This is a genomic window from Halovulum marinum (genome assembly GCF_009697225.1).
GTDB classification, from domain to species: Bacteria; Pseudomonadota; Alphaproteobacteria; order Rhodobacterales; family Rhodobacteraceae; genus Halovulum; species Halovulum marinum.
In genome coordinates this window covers 23,617-37,095 of sequence record NZ_WIND01000018.1, presented here as the reverse complement: position 1 = coordinate 37,095, position 13,479 = coordinate 23,617, and the positions used below count along the sequence as shown (strand labels likewise).

At 72.2% G+C, this 13,479-nt stretch carries 17 protein-coding genes; 10 read left to right on the top strand and 7 right to left on the bottom strand.

Translation table 11 applies throughout. The annotated features are described in order from the left end of the window. Positions 1 to 145: 145 nt before the first annotated feature. Positions 146 to 1,075: a methylated-DNA--[protein]-cysteine S-methyltransferase gene (locus GE300_RS17365; RefSeq protein ID WP_154448397.1), complete on the top strand. Its 930-nt coding sequence runs from the start codon at positions 146 to 148 to the stop codon at positions 1,073 to 1,075. Positions 1,076 to 1,232: 157 nt separating this feature from the next. Further along, positions 1,233 to 1,871 carry an OmpA family protein gene (locus tag GE300_RS17360; protein ID WP_154448395.1) on the top strand — a complete coding sequence of 213 codons (639 nt, stop codon included), beginning with the start codon at positions 1,233 to 1,235 and terminating at the stop codon, positions 1,869 to 1,871. Between the two features lie 306 nt (positions 1,872 to 2,177). Here GE300_RS17360 and GE300_RS17355 read toward each other — a convergent pair whose 3' ends face one another. The 5 genes from GE300_RS17355 to GE300_RS17335 form a co-directional block, all read right to left on the bottom strand. Continuing rightward, entirely contained in the window at positions 2,178 to 2,702 is a 525-nt protein-coding gene (locus GE300_RS17355) for a F0F1 ATP synthase subunit B family protein (RefSeq protein ID WP_154448393.1), read from the bottom strand. Positions 2,703 to 2,706: 4 nt separating this feature from the next. After that, complete coding sequence (locus GE300_RS17350; protein ID WP_154448391.1) at positions 2,707 to 3,243, bottom strand: F0F1 ATP synthase subunit B'; 537 nt, start codon at positions 3,241 to 3,243, stop codon at positions 2,707 to 2,709. 89 nt (positions 3,244 to 3,332) lie between these two features. Continuing rightward, positions 3,333 to 3,569 (bottom strand): F0F1 ATP synthase subunit C, encoded by a 237-nt coding sequence (locus tag GE300_RS17345; protein ID WP_154448389.1) that lies wholly within the window; start codon positions 3,567 to 3,569, stop codon positions 3,333 to 3,335. 43 nt (positions 3,570 to 3,612) lie between these two features. Then, a complete protein-coding gene (locus GE300_RS17340; RefSeq protein WP_154448387.1) occupies positions 3,613 to 4,371 on the bottom strand; it encodes a F0F1 ATP synthase subunit A in 759 nt (252 codons plus the stop codon). Between the two features lie 3 nt (positions 4,372 to 4,374). Then, complete coding sequence (locus GE300_RS17335) at positions 4,375 to 4,716, bottom strand: AtpZ/AtpI family protein (RefSeq protein WP_154448385.1); 342 nt, start codon at positions 4,714 to 4,716, stop codon at positions 4,375 to 4,377. A gap of 272 nt (positions 4,717 to 4,988) precedes the next feature. Here GE300_RS17335 and GE300_RS17330 point away from each other — a divergent pair, with 272 nt between their 5' ends. Next, the gene (locus GE300_RS17330; RefSeq protein ID WP_154448383.1) at positions 4,989 to 5,432 is read left to right on the top strand and encodes an ArsR/SmtB family transcription factor; all 444 of its coding nucleotides are present in this window, start codon (positions 4,989 to 4,991) and stop codon (positions 5,430 to 5,432) included. Between the two features lie 24 nt (positions 5,433 to 5,456). Here the strand turns inward: GE300_RS17330 and GE300_RS17325 are convergent, their stop codons facing one another. Next, positions 5,457 to 6,485: a sodium:calcium antiporter gene (locus tag GE300_RS17325; protein WP_154448475.1), complete on the bottom strand. Its 1,029-nt coding sequence runs from the start codon at positions 6,483 to 6,485 to the stop codon at positions 5,457 to 5,459. Positions 6,486 to 6,689: 204 nt separating this feature from the next. On the opposite strand from GE300_RS17325, the gene GE300_RS17320 reads away from it, so the two are divergent. The 5 genes from GE300_RS17320 (at position 6,690) to GE300_RS17300 (ending at position 11,308) form a co-directional block, all read left to right on the top strand. Then, positions 6,690 to 6,878, top strand: coding sequence for a hypothetical protein (locus GE300_RS17320; RefSeq protein WP_154448380.1), 189 nt, complete (start codon positions 6,690 to 6,692; stop codon positions 6,876 to 6,878). A gap of 270 nt (positions 6,879 to 7,148) precedes the next feature. Continuing rightward, positions 7,149 to 8,060, top strand: a complete 912-nt coding sequence (locus GE300_RS17315) for a formate/nitrite transporter family protein (protein ID WP_154448378.1) — start codon at positions 7,149 to 7,151, stop codon at positions 8,058 to 8,060. A 58-nt stretch (positions 8,061 to 8,118) separates the two neighbouring features. Further along, complete coding sequence (locus tag GE300_RS17310; RefSeq protein ID WP_154448376.1) at positions 8,119 to 8,970, top strand: SDR family oxidoreductase; 852 nt, start codon at positions 8,119 to 8,121, stop codon at positions 8,968 to 8,970. A 133-nt stretch (positions 8,971 to 9,103) separates the two neighbouring features. Continuing rightward, on the top strand, positions 9,104 to 10,420 hold the full coding sequence (locus GE300_RS17305; protein WP_154448374.1) for a DUF3422 family protein: 1,317 nt from the start codon (positions 9,104 to 9,106) through the stop codon (positions 10,418 to 10,420). Positions 10,421 to 11,152: 732 nt separating this feature from the next. After that, positions 11,153 to 11,308, top strand: coding sequence for a hypothetical protein (locus GE300_RS17300; protein ID WP_154448372.1), 156 nt, complete (start codon positions 11,153 to 11,155; stop codon positions 11,306 to 11,308). A 78-nt stretch (positions 11,309 to 11,386) separates the two neighbouring features. Here the strand turns inward: GE300_RS17300 and GE300_RS17295 are convergent, their stop codons facing one another. Continuing rightward, a complete protein-coding gene (locus GE300_RS17295) occupies positions 11,387 to 12,325 on the bottom strand; it encodes a pirin family protein (RefSeq protein ID WP_154448370.1) in 939 nt (312 codons plus the stop codon). Between the two features lie 172 nt (positions 12,326 to 12,497). On the opposite strand from GE300_RS17295, the gene GE300_RS17290 reads away from it, so the two are divergent. Beyond that, the gene (locus tag GE300_RS17290) at positions 12,498 to 13,289 is read left to right on the top strand and encodes a S49 family peptidase (RefSeq protein WP_154448368.1); all 792 of its coding nucleotides are present in this window, start codon (positions 12,498 to 12,500) and stop codon (positions 13,287 to 13,289) included. A gap of 3 nt (positions 13,290 to 13,292) precedes the next feature. Continuing rightward, positions 13,293 to 13,478, top strand: a complete 186-nt coding sequence (locus tag GE300_RS17285; protein WP_154448366.1) for a hypothetical protein — start codon at positions 13,293 to 13,295, stop codon at positions 13,476 to 13,478. The last annotated feature ends 1 nt before the right edge of the window (position 13,479 follow it).

The window sequence follows — 13,479 nt, the reverse complement described above, 5'->3', positions numbered from 1 at the left end:
ACATGCACGCTGCGGCGCGCGATTTCAATTGCGTTTGCTGCATATCAGCCATGCGTTTTCCGCGTGGCTGCGGATGCCGCAGGAAACGGGTGGGCAGCGCCGGCCGGGCGCGGTTAACTGGCGGCACGTCAGAGAGAGCCGCACCATGACCCTGCCCAGCCCTTCCAGCCCCGCCAGCCCCGCCCGCGACGCCGATCCCTACCACTACGCGGTGATCGGCCGCGCCATCGAATATATCGGCGACACCGTCTCCGCGCAGCCGTCGCTGGACGAGGTCGCGCGCGCCGTCGGCCTGTCGCCGGCGCATTTCCAGCGCGTGTTCAGCCAGTGGGCCGGGGTCAGCCCGAAACGCTACCAGCAGTACCTGACGCTGGACCACGCCAAGCGCCTGCTGGCCGAGCATCACAGCGTGCTCGACGCCGCGCATGGCGCCGGGCTGTCGGGCGGCGGCCGGCTGCACGACCTGTTCCTGCGCTGGGAGGCGATGACGCCGGGCGATTTCGCCCGCGCCGGCGCCGGGCTGACGATCCGCTGGGCCTGGTGCCCCAGCCCGTTCGGCGAGGCGCTGGTGCTTGCCACCGACCGCGGCATCTGCGGGCTGGCCTTCGCCGCCGAGGCGGGGCGCTTTGAGGCGATGCGCGACATGCGCGCGCGCTGGCCGGCGGCGGCGTTCGCCGAGGACGAGGCGGCGCTCGCGCCGCTGGCCCGGGCGGTGTTCGGCGGCGGCGGCACGGCGCGGCTGCACCTGATCGGCGCGCCGTTCCAGATCAAGGTGTGGGAGGCGCTGCTGCAGGTGCCGATGGGGCAGGTGACGACCTATTCCGACCTTGCCCGCGCGGTCGGCGCGCCGCGGGCGCAGCGCGCGGTCGGCACCGCCGTCGGCCGCAACCCGATCAGCTTCCTGATCCCGTGCCACCGGGCGCTGCGCAAGTCCGGCGGGCTGGGCGGCTATCACTGGGGGCTGGGCGTCAAGCGCGCGCTGCTGGCGTGGGAGGGCGCCCGCGCCGACGCGGCGGCTGGGGACGTCGGGGGCGATTCGGGTCCGGCCGCGGGGGCCGGCGCCGCCGCCGGGTGACGGCGGCGACGCCGAAACCTGAAAGGATCGGTAAGATTTCGCCGATGCGGACACGTCCGCGTGACGCGCGACGCTCGACCCTTGCGCGCGATGTGATATGTCGCTCAATCACAATGTCCCGGCTGCGCCGGTCCTTCGAGCAAACGAGGTAACGCCCATGACCACCCTACGCCTTCCCGCCGCCCTGACCGCCACTGCGCTGGGTCTGGCCGCCTGCACCAACCCCGACGGCACCACCAACAACACCAACAGCGGCGTGCTGGTCGGCGCGGGCCTGGGGGCGCTGGCCGGCGGCCTGATCGGCGACGACGCCAAGAGCGCGGTGATCGGCGGCATCGCCGGCGCCGCCGTCGGCGGCGGCGTGGGCGCGCTGCTCGACCGTCAGCAGAAGGAGCTGCAGCGCGACCTGGCCGGCTCGGGCGCGCGGATCATCAACACCGGCAGCCAGCTGATCGTGTCGCTGCCCGAGGCAATCACCTTCGACGTCGACAGCACCGTGGTGAAGCCGAACTCGGTCAGCAACATCGCCGCCATCGCCCGCAACCTGCAGAGCTATCCGAACTCGACCGTGCAGGTGATCGGCCACACCGACAGCACCGGCTCGGCGGCCTACAACCGGAACCTGTCGGTGCGCCGCGCCTCGGCGGTGTCGAACGTGCTGTTCGCCAACGGCGTCAGCCGCAACCGCGTGCGGATCATCGGCCAGGGCGAGACCCAGCCGATCGCCTCGAACGGCACCGCCGCCGGCCGCCAGCAGAACCGCCGCGTCGAGATCGTGATCACGCCGACCGGCTGACCGCATCCGGGCCGGTCGCAAGGCCGCGATCACCAGGACCGATCACCAGATCCGAATCCGGAGCCCCGGTGCCGCTGGCGCCGGGGCTTCTTCATGTCCGGGCGGCAGTGCCCGCGGCCGGCGGTTGAGGCCTCCGGCGGGGATATTTGGGGACGGTGGAAGGCGGGCGCCCCCCCCCGGATCGCCGCGCGCGGCGATCCGGGGGGGCTGAGAGCGGCTGGTGGCGGCCGAGGGCATCAGAGAGCGGCAGGGCGGCATGAAAAAGGGGGCCGCGCGGGCCCCCGATTTCCGGTCCGGTCGGCAGCGTCAGTGCAGCTTGCCGCGGATGTCCTCGATCGCCCTGTCGACCAGCGCATCGGCGCGGGCCGGATCCATCTTGTCGGCGATCACCCGGGCGGCGGCGGCGGTGGCGACGTTCACCGCCCGGTCGCGCACCTGGCGCACGGCGGCCTCCTCGGCCGAGGCGATCTGCTCGGTCGCGGCCTGCAGCCGGCGCGCGATCGACGCCTCGAGATCCTTGTGCGCCTCCCTGGCAGCGGCCTCGGCCTCGGTCCGGGCGGACGAGACGATGCCGGCGGCCTGGGTCGCGACCTCCTTCTTGCGCTTCTCGAACTCGGCCAGCACCTGCTGCGCCTCCTCGCGCAGGGTGCGGGCGTCGTCCAGTTCCTTGCGGATGGTGGCGGCGCGCTTGTCCAGCGCCGAGGTCAGCATCGCCGGCACCTTGAACCACAGCAGGATGGCGACGAACAGCAGGAAGCCCAGCAGCATCACGAAGTCGGTGTTGTTCAGGCTGAAGAACGGGCCGGTGGCCCCGGGCAGCAGCATCAGCATCGGCTTAGCCTTTCATCTGGGCGTCGACGGCGGCCTTGACGGCGGCCTCGTCGGCGGCATCGGGCATGATCGCGGCGACGATCGCCGCACCGACGTCGGCCGCGACCTGCTCGACGCTCTGGCTCGCGCTTTCGCGAATCTCGTCGATGCGCTTTTCCGACTCGGCGGTGCGCGCCGCGATCTCGGCGTTGGCCTTGGCGCTGGCGGCATCGAGTTCGGTCTGGATCTCGGCGCGGGTCTCGGCGGCGATGCGCTGCGCCTCGGCACGGGCCTCGGCCAGGGCCTTGTTGTAGGCGTCCTCGGCCGCGGCGGCCTGGGCGCGCAACTCGGCCGCGGATTCGAGATCCGAGGACACTACCTGGTCGCGATCCTCGATCGCGCCGCGGATCTGCGGGATCGCGACCCGGTTGACGATGAAGTACAGCGCGACCAGCGCCACCACCAGCCAGAAGATCTGGTTCGGGAAGGTCGAGAAGTCGAGTTGCGGCATGCCGGCGGAGGATTCGGCCGCGCCGTTTGCCGCGTCAGTGTGTTCTGCCATGTTCGGGCTCCTGGGCTGCGCCGCGCCCCGGGGTCAGGGCGCGCAAGGCGCGGGCGGGCGCGCTGCGCCCCCGCCCGGTTCGTCCGTGCTCAGACGGCGAACATCAGCAGCAGCGCGACCAGGAACGAGAAGATGCCCAGCGCCTCGGCGAACGCGATGCCGATGAACAGCGTGGCGGTCTGCTCGCCGGCGGCGGCCGGGTTGCGCAGCGCGCCGGCCAGGAAGTTGCCGGCCACGTGGCCCACACCGATGGCAGCGGTACCGGAACCGATGGCGGCCAGACCGGCGCCGATTGCGGTGCCCATTTCAGCGATGTTGCCTTCCATGACGTTTCTCCTTTGGTATGGAATGACGGGATGTCGGTAGGTGTCAGTGCGACGGGTGCAGCGCGTCCCGCAGGTACACGCAGGTCAGGATCGTGAACACGTAGGCCTGGATCACCGCCACCAGCAGCTCCAGCCCGTAGATCGCGGTGATCGCGAAGATCGGCAGCACCGCGCCCAGGCCCAGCGCGCCGGCGAAGCCGGCGAACACCTTCAGCACCGCGTGCCCGGCCATCAGGTTGCCGGCAAGACGGATCGAGTGGCTGACCGGCCGCACGAAATAGGAGATCAGCTCGATCACCGCCAGCACCGGGCGCAGCGCCAGCGGCGCGCTGGCGACCCAGAACAGGCCCAGGAAGCCGGCGCCGTGCTTGATGAAGCCGATCGCGGTGACGCTGATGAACACCGCCAGAGCCAGCACCGCGGTGACCGCGAATTGCGCGGTGACCGAGAAGCTCATCGGGATCAGCGCCAGCAGGTTGGCGAACAGGATGAAGGTGAACAGCGTCAGGATGTAGGGGAAGTACTGCACGCCGTCCTTGCCGGCGACGTCCTCGACCATCTTGCGGGTGAAGCCGTAGGTCAGTTCGGCCATGCTCTGGCCGCGGGTCGGGATCAGCGCGCGACCGCGGGCGCCCACCACCAGCAGCAGGGTGATGGCGGCCAGGGTCAGGGCCATCCACAGCGTGACGTTGCTGATGCTGTACCAGCGCAGCGCGTCGCCGAACAGCGGCACCACCTCGAACTGCTCCATCGGCTTGATGTTGAGGCCGCTCACGCTTTTTTCTGCCGCCGTTTCCGCCATCTCTCACTCCGTCTCGTCGGGCGACGTGCCCGGGTCATTTCTGCCGGGGCCGCGGCCCCGGTTCACCTCTTCCGCCGAGCGCATCATCGTGCGCACCCCGGCGGCAAATCCCAGCAGGGCGAAAATCATCAGGAAGATCGGCAGCGTGCCGAACAGAACGTCCAGCCCGTAGCCGATCAGGCAGCCCAGCCCCATGCCGATCACCAGTTCGAGCACCATCCGCCAAGCCAGGCTGGTGGCCTGGTACTTGCCGTGCCGGGACGGCGCCGGTTCGCGGGCCTTGCGGGCCTTGGCGATCCGGTCGTCCAGCTGCGTCAGCCGGTCCCGGGGTGTCTGATCGGCCATGGAGTTGGACCTGGATCCTGCGTGTTTCCGCCCGCCGGGGCGCGCGAAACGCCCCCCGTCGAACCTGGGCGGACCCTAGAAAGGGGGGGCGGGGCTGTCAAGCGAACTCGTGCGCCGGGGCGTTCGGTTTAAAATGCTGGAAACGAAGGATATTCTCGGGGTGCGACCGGCGGGCGCAGGCGTGCCGTCCGGCCCGGCGCTGCCGCCGGCGCGCGCGGCAGTTCATTCAACCTGACGGTTGACGATTCACCGTTTCGCGGTAAACCGGGGTCATGCGCCCGCCCGCCGCCGACATCGACGCCGTCCCCGACGCCCATCTCGACGCCGTGTTTGCGGCGCTCGCCGATCCGACGCGGCGGGCGATCGTCACCCGGCTGCTGGCGGGCGACCGCACCGTCTCGGAACTGGCGGCGCCGTTCGAGATGAGCCTCGCCGCGGTGTCCAAGCATCTGGGCATCCTGACCCGCGCCGGGCTGGTCGCGCAGCGCCGCGAGGGCCGCACCAAGTTCTGCCGGCTGGAGATCGACAGCCTGCGTCCGGCGGCGGTCTGGATGGAGGCGTTCGGCAGCTTCGACGCCGCCGACCTGGACACGCTGGAGGCGCTGTTCGCGCTGGCCGAGCGGCTGCCCGACCCCGACGCCGCGGCACCGGGCGCCGACGCCGGTCTTGACGCCGACCTCGATCCCGACGCCGATCCAGACGCCGCGCCGGCATAGGCCGCCGGCCCGAGGCATCCGGCCCTAGGCCAGAACCTGCAGCAGGATCGCACCGCCGTAGATCAGCAGCAGCGCCACGCTCTCGACGCCGATGTTCGCCGGCCCCTGCTTCTCGCGGTACAGCATGCCCAGCGTCAGCACCGCGGTCATCACCAGCCCGACGGCCAGCCAGAACCAGTCGCCCATGCCGACCGCGTGATAGATCGAGCCCTCGCGGTAGCCGATGTCGGCCAGCGTCAGGAACAGCACGTCGAAGGTGTTGCCGCCGATGATGCCGCCCAGCGCCAGCTGCAGCGCGCCGCGGCGCACGGCGGCGATCGTCGTCACCAGCTCGGGCAGCGAGGTGGCGACGGCGGTCATCAGCGCGCCGACCAGCGAGGCGCGCAGCGCATAGCGGTCGATCAGCGCCGCGGCGACCTGGCTCAGCAGCCATCCGGCGGCGCCCAGCAGCAGCAGCAGCAGCGCGAAGCGGCCGAACAGCACCAGCGTGGCGCGGCGGTCGGTGCCGTCCTCGTCGGGCACGTCGGGCTCGGTCTCAGGGGTGCGCACCGGGCGCCACATCGGCGTCTCGCGCACCCGCCGCACCGCCACCAGCCCGCCGCCGTAGACCACCACCAGCAGCACCGACACCGGGTGCACCCCCAGCAGCGTCGCCTCGGGTCCGGTCAGCGCCAGCAGCGGCAGCGCCAGCAGCAGCATCAGCAGCGCGCCCTGGAAGACGTTGGCCAGCTCGGCCGCCGCGTGCTCCAGGTTGGCGCGGCGGTGGACGATGTCGGCGACCGCCAGAAACGCGGTCTGCGCGGCGATGCCGCCGATGCCGTTCGAGAACGCCAGCGAGGCGCGCCCGTCCAGCGCCGCCGTGAGCGAGACCAGCGTGCCGGACATCGAGGTCGCGGCCCCCAGCAGCACGCCGCCGACCAGCGCCTCGCCCAGGCCGGTGCGGTCGGCCAGCCGGTCGGCCAGCCCGGTCATCCACAGCCCGGACAAAAAGATCACCGCCGCGGCGAGCGCGAACAGCGCGATCAGCGCGGGCAGGGGCAGTGCGGCCAACATGATCCCGAACGCGTCGCGGCGGATTTCGTTGCGCAAACAGGACGCCGGCGGCCGCCGCGGTGCGGGTCCGGAACCTGCGGCTGCACCGGTGCGTTGTCCTGTCGCAACCGCAGCCGACCGAGAACCCGCCGAGACCCCGCCGAGATCCCGCCGAGACCACGCCGAGACCACGCCGAGAAACCCGCAGCAGAAGAAATGCCCGCCATGGACCGTGTCACCCTGATCGCCCTCCTCGCCGCCCCGGTCATCGCCGTGGGCGGATGGCTGATCCAGGTGCAGGCGCAGGACATGGGGGCGTCGCAGATGCTTGCCGCCGATCCGGCGCACGTCGAGGCGCGGCTGGTCTGGCGCAGCGACGCGGCCGGAAGTCTCCGCGACACGGCATTGCATTAACCGTTCCAAGGAAGGAAACCCGCATGTCCTGGCTCGATACCCTCTGCCCGCCGATCCCGCGCCCGCAGCCGCTGCCGATGCCGCTGCCGGTCCAGCAGCAGCCGCGCCCGCCGCGTCCGCGCTGAGCGCCGCCGCGCCCGCCCCCCCCCCGGCGCCCGGCCGGGCGGCGACCGGGGCCGGGACCCGGGCCACGCCGCGGGCGCCGGCCCGCCCTCGTCTGAAGGGGTCGGCCCCTGGCCGCAAGGCCCGCCCTCGCCTGAAAGGATGGTCATGAACAGCGACGCCGGCGCCGGCGACACCGACGCCAAGGCCGAGGCCGACAGCTCCGACGACCGCCGCCGGCGGCGCGAGGAGGTCGAGCACCGCTCCGAGGACAACGAACGCTCGCTGACCGACTCCGAGCGGGAACGCGCACACGACGCGCGGCGGTTGTCGGCGCGCACCGTCTACGCCGTGGTGATGGCCGAGGGCGAGGAAGAGCTGTCGCGGCCGCTGACCTCGCTGCTGTGGTCGGGGGTCGCCGCCGGGATCGCGATCTCGACCTCGGTGCTGGCCGAGGGCATCCTGCAGTACCACCTGGCCGATCACGCCTATGCCGAGGTCCTGGTCAGCATGGGCTACACCGTCGGCTTCATCCTGGTGATCCTGTCGCGGCTGCAGCTGTTCACCGAGAACACCCTGTCGGTCGTGCTGCCGGTGCTGTTCCGCCCCAGCCGCGAGAACTTCGGCTGCACCGCGCGGCTGTGGACCGCGGTGTTTCTGGCGAACATGGTCGGCACCGCGCTCGCCGCCGGGTTTCTGCTGATCCCGGGCCTGTTGCCGCCCGGCACGCTCCAGGGCGTCGCCGAGGTGGCCCGCTCCTATGCCGAAGTCGCGGGCTGGGAAGCGCTGTTCCGCGGTGTCCCGGCGGGGTTCCTGATCGCCGGCGTGGTGTGGATGCTGCCCTCGGCGCGCGGCTCCGAGATCTGGGTGATCTTCCTGTTCACCTATCTGATCGCGCTGGGCGGCTTCACCCACGTCGTCGCCGGCGCGACCGAGGTCTACCTGCTGGTGTTCCTGGGCGAGCTGTCGATCTGGGCCGCCGTCGGCCTGTACATCCTGCCGACGCTGCTGGGCAACATCATCGGCGGCACCGTGCTGTTCGCGATGCTGGCGCATGCGCAGGTGTCCGAGGAGTTGTGACGGGAACAGGCGCGCGCGTTCGCGGTTTAGGTCCCGGAGCCAACCACAGGAGGCCGAGATGACCCCGGACAACCCGCCGCCGATCGACCCCGACAGGATGCCCGCGCCCGAGCGCGGCATGGAGCCGGCGCCGGACTACCACCCGCGCCACCCCGGCGTCGGCAAGCTGAAGGACCAGGTGGCGCTGGTCACCGGCGGCGACAGCGGCATCGGCCGCGCCGTCGCGGTGCTGTTCGCCCGCGAGGGCGCCGACGTCGCCATCGCCTACTACGACGAGGACCGGGACGCCGAGGACACCGCCGCGGCGATCCGCGACGAGGGCCGCGAGGCGCTGCTGATCGCGGGCGACCTGGGCGAGCGCGAGCACGCGTTCGAGGCGGTGCGCGCCACCGTCGAGCGCTTCGGCAAGCTCGACATCCTGGTCAACAACGCCGCCATGCAGTTCCTCGACGCGCCGTTCGAGGAGATGGACGCCACGCTGCTGCGCCGGATGCTCGAGAGCAACATCCTGTCGGCGATGTACTGCACCCAGGCGGCGCTGCCGCATCTCGAGAACGGCGGCCGGATCGTCAACACCACCTCGGTGACGGCGTTCAAGGGGTCGGGCGGGCTGGTCGGCTATTCCACCACCCGCGGCGCGACCCTGGCGTTCACCCGCTCGCTGTCCAAGCAGGCGGCGGACCGCGGCATCCGCATCAACGCGGTGGCGCCGGGGCCGATCTGGACGCCGTTCATCCCCGGCTCGTTCCCGCCCGACGCGATCGAGGACTTCGGCAAGGACACCGCGCTCGGCCGCCCCGGCCAGCCGTGGGAGGTGGCCACCAGCTACCTGTTCCTGGCGTCCTCGGACGGCAGCTACTTCCACGGCCAGACGCTGCACCCGAACGGCGGCACGGTGGTGAACGCCTGAGCCGCCGCTCGGGGCGCGGGCAGGGTGCGGATCCGGGGGACGGACCCGGCGCTGCCCGAGGGGCTGACGGCCTGCCGCATGGGCGGGCCGCGCGCGACATGCTATGGCGGGGAAAACCGCTTGGGATCCTGCCATGGCCTCGCTGCCGCTCGACGATTATCCCGACCGCTTCGCGCTGGCGAACGAGCTGCACGCGCGCCCGTTCCCCGAACTGCGCGCGCCCTGCCGCGCCGCGCACATCGCGATCATGCCCGAGCGCGACGCCGCCGAGCGCGACCGGGCGCGCGACCTCGACCACCTGTGCGCGCTGCTCGACCGGCACGGCGCGCCGCGTCCGGCGCCGGGCGCCAACCACCACAGCGCGCGGCTCGGCCGCGCTTTCCTGAAATGGGAGCAGCACACCGAGTTCGTGACCTACACGCTGTTCGTGCCCGGCCTCGGCGACACGCCGTTCGACGGCAGCGCGCACGCGCTGTTCCCGGACGACTGGCTGGGCTCGGCGCCGGGGCGGGTGCTGACCTCGTGCCTGGTGCGGGTCGAGGACGACCGCGGCCAGGCCGACGACGACACGCTGGCGGCGCTGTTCGTCCCCGAAAGCCTGGCGATCAGCCGGGTGATCGACGGCGCCGCGACCATCGCCGGCGACTTCCGCATCGACCAGAACGGCCACGTCCGTTTCGCCGTGCTGGCCGCGCCCGGCACCGGCGAGCGGCGGCTGGGCCGGATCGTGCAGCGCGCGCTGGAGATCGAGACCTACAAGGCGGCGGCGATGCTGACCCTGCCGCACGCGCGCATGGTCGCCGGGCGGGTGGCCGAACTGGACCGCGACCTGGCGCAGGTGGTGGCGCGGATGGCCGCCTCGAACGGCGGCGACGAGGGCGCCGACGCCGCCACCCTGGACCGGCTGCTGCACATCGCCGCCGAAGTCGAGCGGCTGTCGGCCGAGACCGCGTTCCGCTTCGGCGCCGCCGGCGCCTATGCCGCGATCGTGGCGCAGCGCATCGAGGTGCTGCGCGAGGAACGCTCGGCCTCGCGCCAGACCCTGGCCGAGTTCATGATGCGCCGCTTCGACCCGGCGATGCGCACCTGCCGCTCGGCCGAAATCCGGCTGACCGGGCTGGGCCAGCGCGCGCAGCGCGCCGCCAACCTGCTGCGCACCCGGGTCGATGTCGGCAATTCGCGCCAGAACGTCGAGGTGCTGCGGCGGATGGACGAGCGCGCGGCGCTGCAGCTGCGCCTGCAGGAGACCGTCGAGGGCCTGTCGGTGGTGGCGATCAGCTACTACGCGGTCAGCCTGGCGGCGAACCTGCTCAAGCCCGCCGGCAAGGCCGCCGGCCTGTCCGAGGCCGGGGTCTACGCGCTGCTGACCCCGCCGGTGGTGCTGGCGGTCTGGGCCATGGTCCGCCGGCTCCGCGCCCGCGTCGCCGCGCGCGAGCGCGGGCAGCGGTGAACCCGCCGGCCGAGATCGGCCGGCTCCGGGCGCCGATCGACGCCGACCCGGCGGGGCCGGCGTGCATGACCGCCACGCGCCTGCGCCGGACGCCGCGGACGCCGGTGGTGATGACCGTGCCGATATGCTTCGACACGCCCGACCGGGTGCCGGCGACCTGGTATCGGGGGCGGACCTGCGCGAATTCCTGGCGCCGGGCGGCTTCTTCGCGCTCGCCGGCCGACATGTCCCTGTTCGCGGCGCCAATCGCCGCGCCGGGCCCGGTGCGGAACAGGCGGTAAAGGCGGTCGCGCCATGCCATGCCGGTCCGGTGTCCGGTTCTGCCGATGGGGGCGGTGAAATGGATTCCGGAGCATGGCCTGCACTCAAGCGCGTCAGCGCCCGCGGCGAGGATGATGGCGGGGCTGATGGCGGGGCTGACCCTGTCGGCCGGTGTCGCCGCCGCGCGGGACGCGTGGACCTTCAAGACCGACGCCCACGCCTGGTTCGGCCGGGCACAGGCGACGCCGGCCGGGGCGGCGCCGGTGGCGCTGCGCTGCATGGCCGGCGGCGTCTTCCCGAACGACGATCCGGATGATCCGTCGCGGGTGTCTCTGTTCCCCGAGGACGGCACCAGCCTGACCCTGCTGGCGACGCCCCGGCTGCATCCGGGATCGCCCGCGCCAGGCGCCGCCGCCGCCCGATCCCCGCAGCGTCGTCCACGACGCCCGCGACGCCGGCGCGCAGGCGCCGGTGCTGGTGCTGGCGGGGGTGCCGACGTCCGCCGGGCTGGTGCTGTCCGGCGAGCGCATGCCGCACAGCACGGCCGAACTGCCCGCCGCTGACCCGGTGCTGACGAGGCTGTTCGCGCCGGACGACATTGGCGGCGGGCCGTTGATGATCGGGTAAGTTGATGTTCATGAATAAATCAAGGGTATAATGGCTTTTCACGGTGAAACCCCGGATTTTCACGGTGACATCCCGGGATCAGCGCTGGGGCAGCGGGATGAACTCGGCGGCGTCGTCCGGCGGCAGCTGAAAGCGGCCGTGCTGCCAGTCGCCGGCGCGCCAGGCCTCCTTGGCGGCCTCGATCCTTTCCTTCGACGAGGCGACGAAGTTCCACCAGATGTGGCGCGGCCCGCCCAGGGTCTCGCCGCCCAGCAGGATCAGCCGTGCGCCCTGCGCGCCGGCCCTCACCGTGATCCGGTCGCCGGGGCGGAACACCATCATCTGCCCCGGCGGGTGCTCCTCGCCGGCGACGATGGCCGAGCCGGCGACGACATAGGCGCCGCGGTCCTCGTGATCGTCGGGCAGCGGCAGCGCACCGCCTGCGGGCAGCCGCGCGTCGGCGTAGAACATGTCGTTGAACACCGGCACCGGCGCGGTCTCGCCCCAGGCGCGGCCCATGATCAGCCGCACCTGCTTGCCGGCGTCCTCGAACAGCGGCAGCGCGTCCGCGCCCCTGTGGTGGAAGGCCGGGTCGGCGTCCTCGTGCGCGTCGGGCAGCGCCACCCAGGTCTGGATGCCGAACAGCCTGCCGCCGCTGGCGCGATGCGCCGCCGGGGTCCGCTCGGAATGGGTGATGCCGCGCCCGGCGACCATCCAGTTCACCGCCCCCGGCGCGATCTCCAGCTGCGTGCCCAGGCTGTCGCGGTGCATGATGCCGCCGTCGAACAGGTAGGTGACGGTGCCCAGCCCGATGTGCGGGTGCGGGCGCACGTCGATGCCCTGCTCGGTCAGGAACTCGGCCGGGCCCATCTGGTCGAAGAAGATGAACGGGCCGACCATCTGCCGCTTCGGCGCGGGCAGGGCGCGGCGCACCTCGAAGCCGCCGATGTCGCGGGCGCGGGGGATGATCAGCGTCTCGATCGCGTCGACCGCGTCGCCGGTGGGGCAGGACGGATCGAGGGCGGGGTTCCAGCTCATGATGGTCTCCTTCGGCTGCGCCGTGCGCCAGCATATGCGCCCGCGGGCGGGCCCGGCCAACCGAAGATGCGTGCGGAAACCGTTTCCCAGCGCGCGCCAATCGCCCCCGGTGCGGCCCGCGGCCCCGACAAGCGGCTTGCGGGGCCGCGCGGCAGGCCCTACATCCCCTGCAATGGTCAGGAACCCCTTTTCCAAACGTCCGCTGGTGCCGGTGATCCGGCTCGAGGGCGTGATCGGCGCCTCCGCCCGGCCGGGCGGCAGCGCGATCAACGATTCCGTCGTCGCCAGCGCGATCGAGCGCGCGTTCCGGGGCAAGCCCCCGGCGGTGGCGCTGCAGATCAACTCGCCCGGCGGCTCGCCGGTGCAGTCGGCGCTGATCGCCGCCCGGATCCGCCGGCTGGCGGACGAGAAGGGCGTCAGGGTCTACGCCTTCTGCGAGGACGTCGCCGCCTCGGGCGGCTACTGGCTGGCGACCGCGGCGGACGAGATCTACGTCGACGCGGGCTCGATCGTCGGCTCGATCGGGGTGATCACCGCCACCTTCGGCCTGCACGAATTCATCGCCCGCCACGGCATCGAGCGGCGCGTCTACACCGCCGGCGAGGACAAGAGCATCCTCGACCCGTTCCGCCCCGAGCGCGAGCGCGACATCGTCCGCCTGAAGCAATTGCAGCAGGACCTGCACGGCATCTTCATCGACCACGTCAAGACCCGCCGCGGCGCCCGCCTGGCCGACGCCGACCTGTTCACCGGCGACATCTTCATCGGCGGCCGCGCGGTCGAGCTGGGGCTGGCCGACGGCATCGCCCACCTGGTGCCGAAGATGAAGGCGCTTTTTGGCGACAAGACCCGGTTCAAGGTGAGCAAGCCGAAGCGCGGCCTGCTCAGTCGCCTGGGGGTCGCGGCGCCGGACCTGATCGGCGCGGTCGAGGACCGCGCCGCCTGGGCCCGGTTCGGGGTCTGAGCGATGATCGTCCGCGCCGTCCTGCTGTTCCTGATCGCCATGGCGGTGCTGGCGATGTTCGGCAAGCTGCGGCTGCCGCGGCTGCCCGGCCGGCGCCGCGGCGGCAAGCTGGCAGCGGCGCGCAAGTGCCCCGAGTGCGGCGCCTACACGCCGGGCAAGGGGCCGTGCCCGTGCCAGACGAAGCGATGAC

Coding starts and splice junctions, on each gene's coding strand:
- GE300_RS17310 (WP_154448376.1), top strand. CDS start 8,119: ATGACCCCGGACAACCCGCCGCCGATCGACCCCGACAGGATGCCCGCG.
- GE300_RS17350 (WP_154448391.1), bottom strand. CDS start 3,243: ATGGCAGAACACACTGACGCGGCAAACGGCGCGGCCGAATCCTCCGCC.
- GE300_RS17320 (WP_154448380.1), top strand. CDS start 6,690: ATGGACCGTGTCACCCTGATCGCCCTCCTCGCCGCCCCGGTCATCGCC.
- GE300_RS17360 (WP_154448395.1), top strand. CDS start 1,233: ATGACCACCCTACGCCTTCCCGCCGCCCTGACCGCCACTGCGCTGGGT.
- GE300_RS17315 (WP_154448378.1), top strand. CDS start 7,149: ATGAACAGCGACGCCGGCGCCGGCGACACCGACGCCAAGGCCGAGGCC.
- GE300_RS17355 (WP_154448393.1), bottom strand. CDS start 2,702: ATGCTGATGCTGCTGCCCGGGGCCACCGGCCCGTTCTTCAGCCTGAAC.
- GE300_RS17365 (WP_154448397.1), top strand. CDS start 146: ATGACCCTGCCCAGCCCTTCCAGCCCCGCCAGCCCCGCCCGCGACGCC.
- GE300_RS17290 (WP_154448368.1), top strand. CDS start 12,498: ATGGTCAGGAACCCCTTTTCCAAACGTCCGCTGGTGCCGGTGATCCGG.
- GE300_RS17340 (WP_154448387.1), bottom strand. CDS start 4,371: ATGGCGGAAACGGCGGCAGAAAAAAGCGTGAGCGGCCTCAACATCAAG.
- GE300_RS17325 (WP_154448475.1), bottom strand. CDS start 6,485: ATGTTGGCCGCACTGCCCCTGCCCGCGCTGATCGCGCTGTTCGCGCTC.
- GE300_RS17295 (WP_154448370.1), bottom strand. CDS start 12,325: ATGAGCTGGAACCCCGCCCTCGATCCGTCCTGCCCCACCGGCGACGCG.
- GE300_RS17335 (WP_154448385.1), bottom strand. CDS start 4,716: ATGGCCGATCAGACACCCCGGGACCGGCTGACGCAGCTGGACGACCGG.
- GE300_RS17345 (WP_154448389.1), bottom strand. CDS start 3,569: ATGGAAGGCAACATCGCTGAAATGGGCACCGCAATCGGCGCCGGTCTG.
- GE300_RS17330 (WP_154448383.1), top strand. CDS start 4,989: ATGCGCCCGCCCGCCGCCGACATCGACGCCGTCCCCGACGCCCATCTC.
- GE300_RS17305 (WP_154448374.1), top strand. CDS start 9,104: ATGGCCTCGCTGCCGCTCGACGATTATCCCGACCGCTTCGCGCTGGCG.
- GE300_RS17285 (WP_154448366.1), top strand. CDS start 13,293: ATGATCGTCCGCGCCGTCCTGCTGTTCCTGATCGCCATGGCGGTGCTG.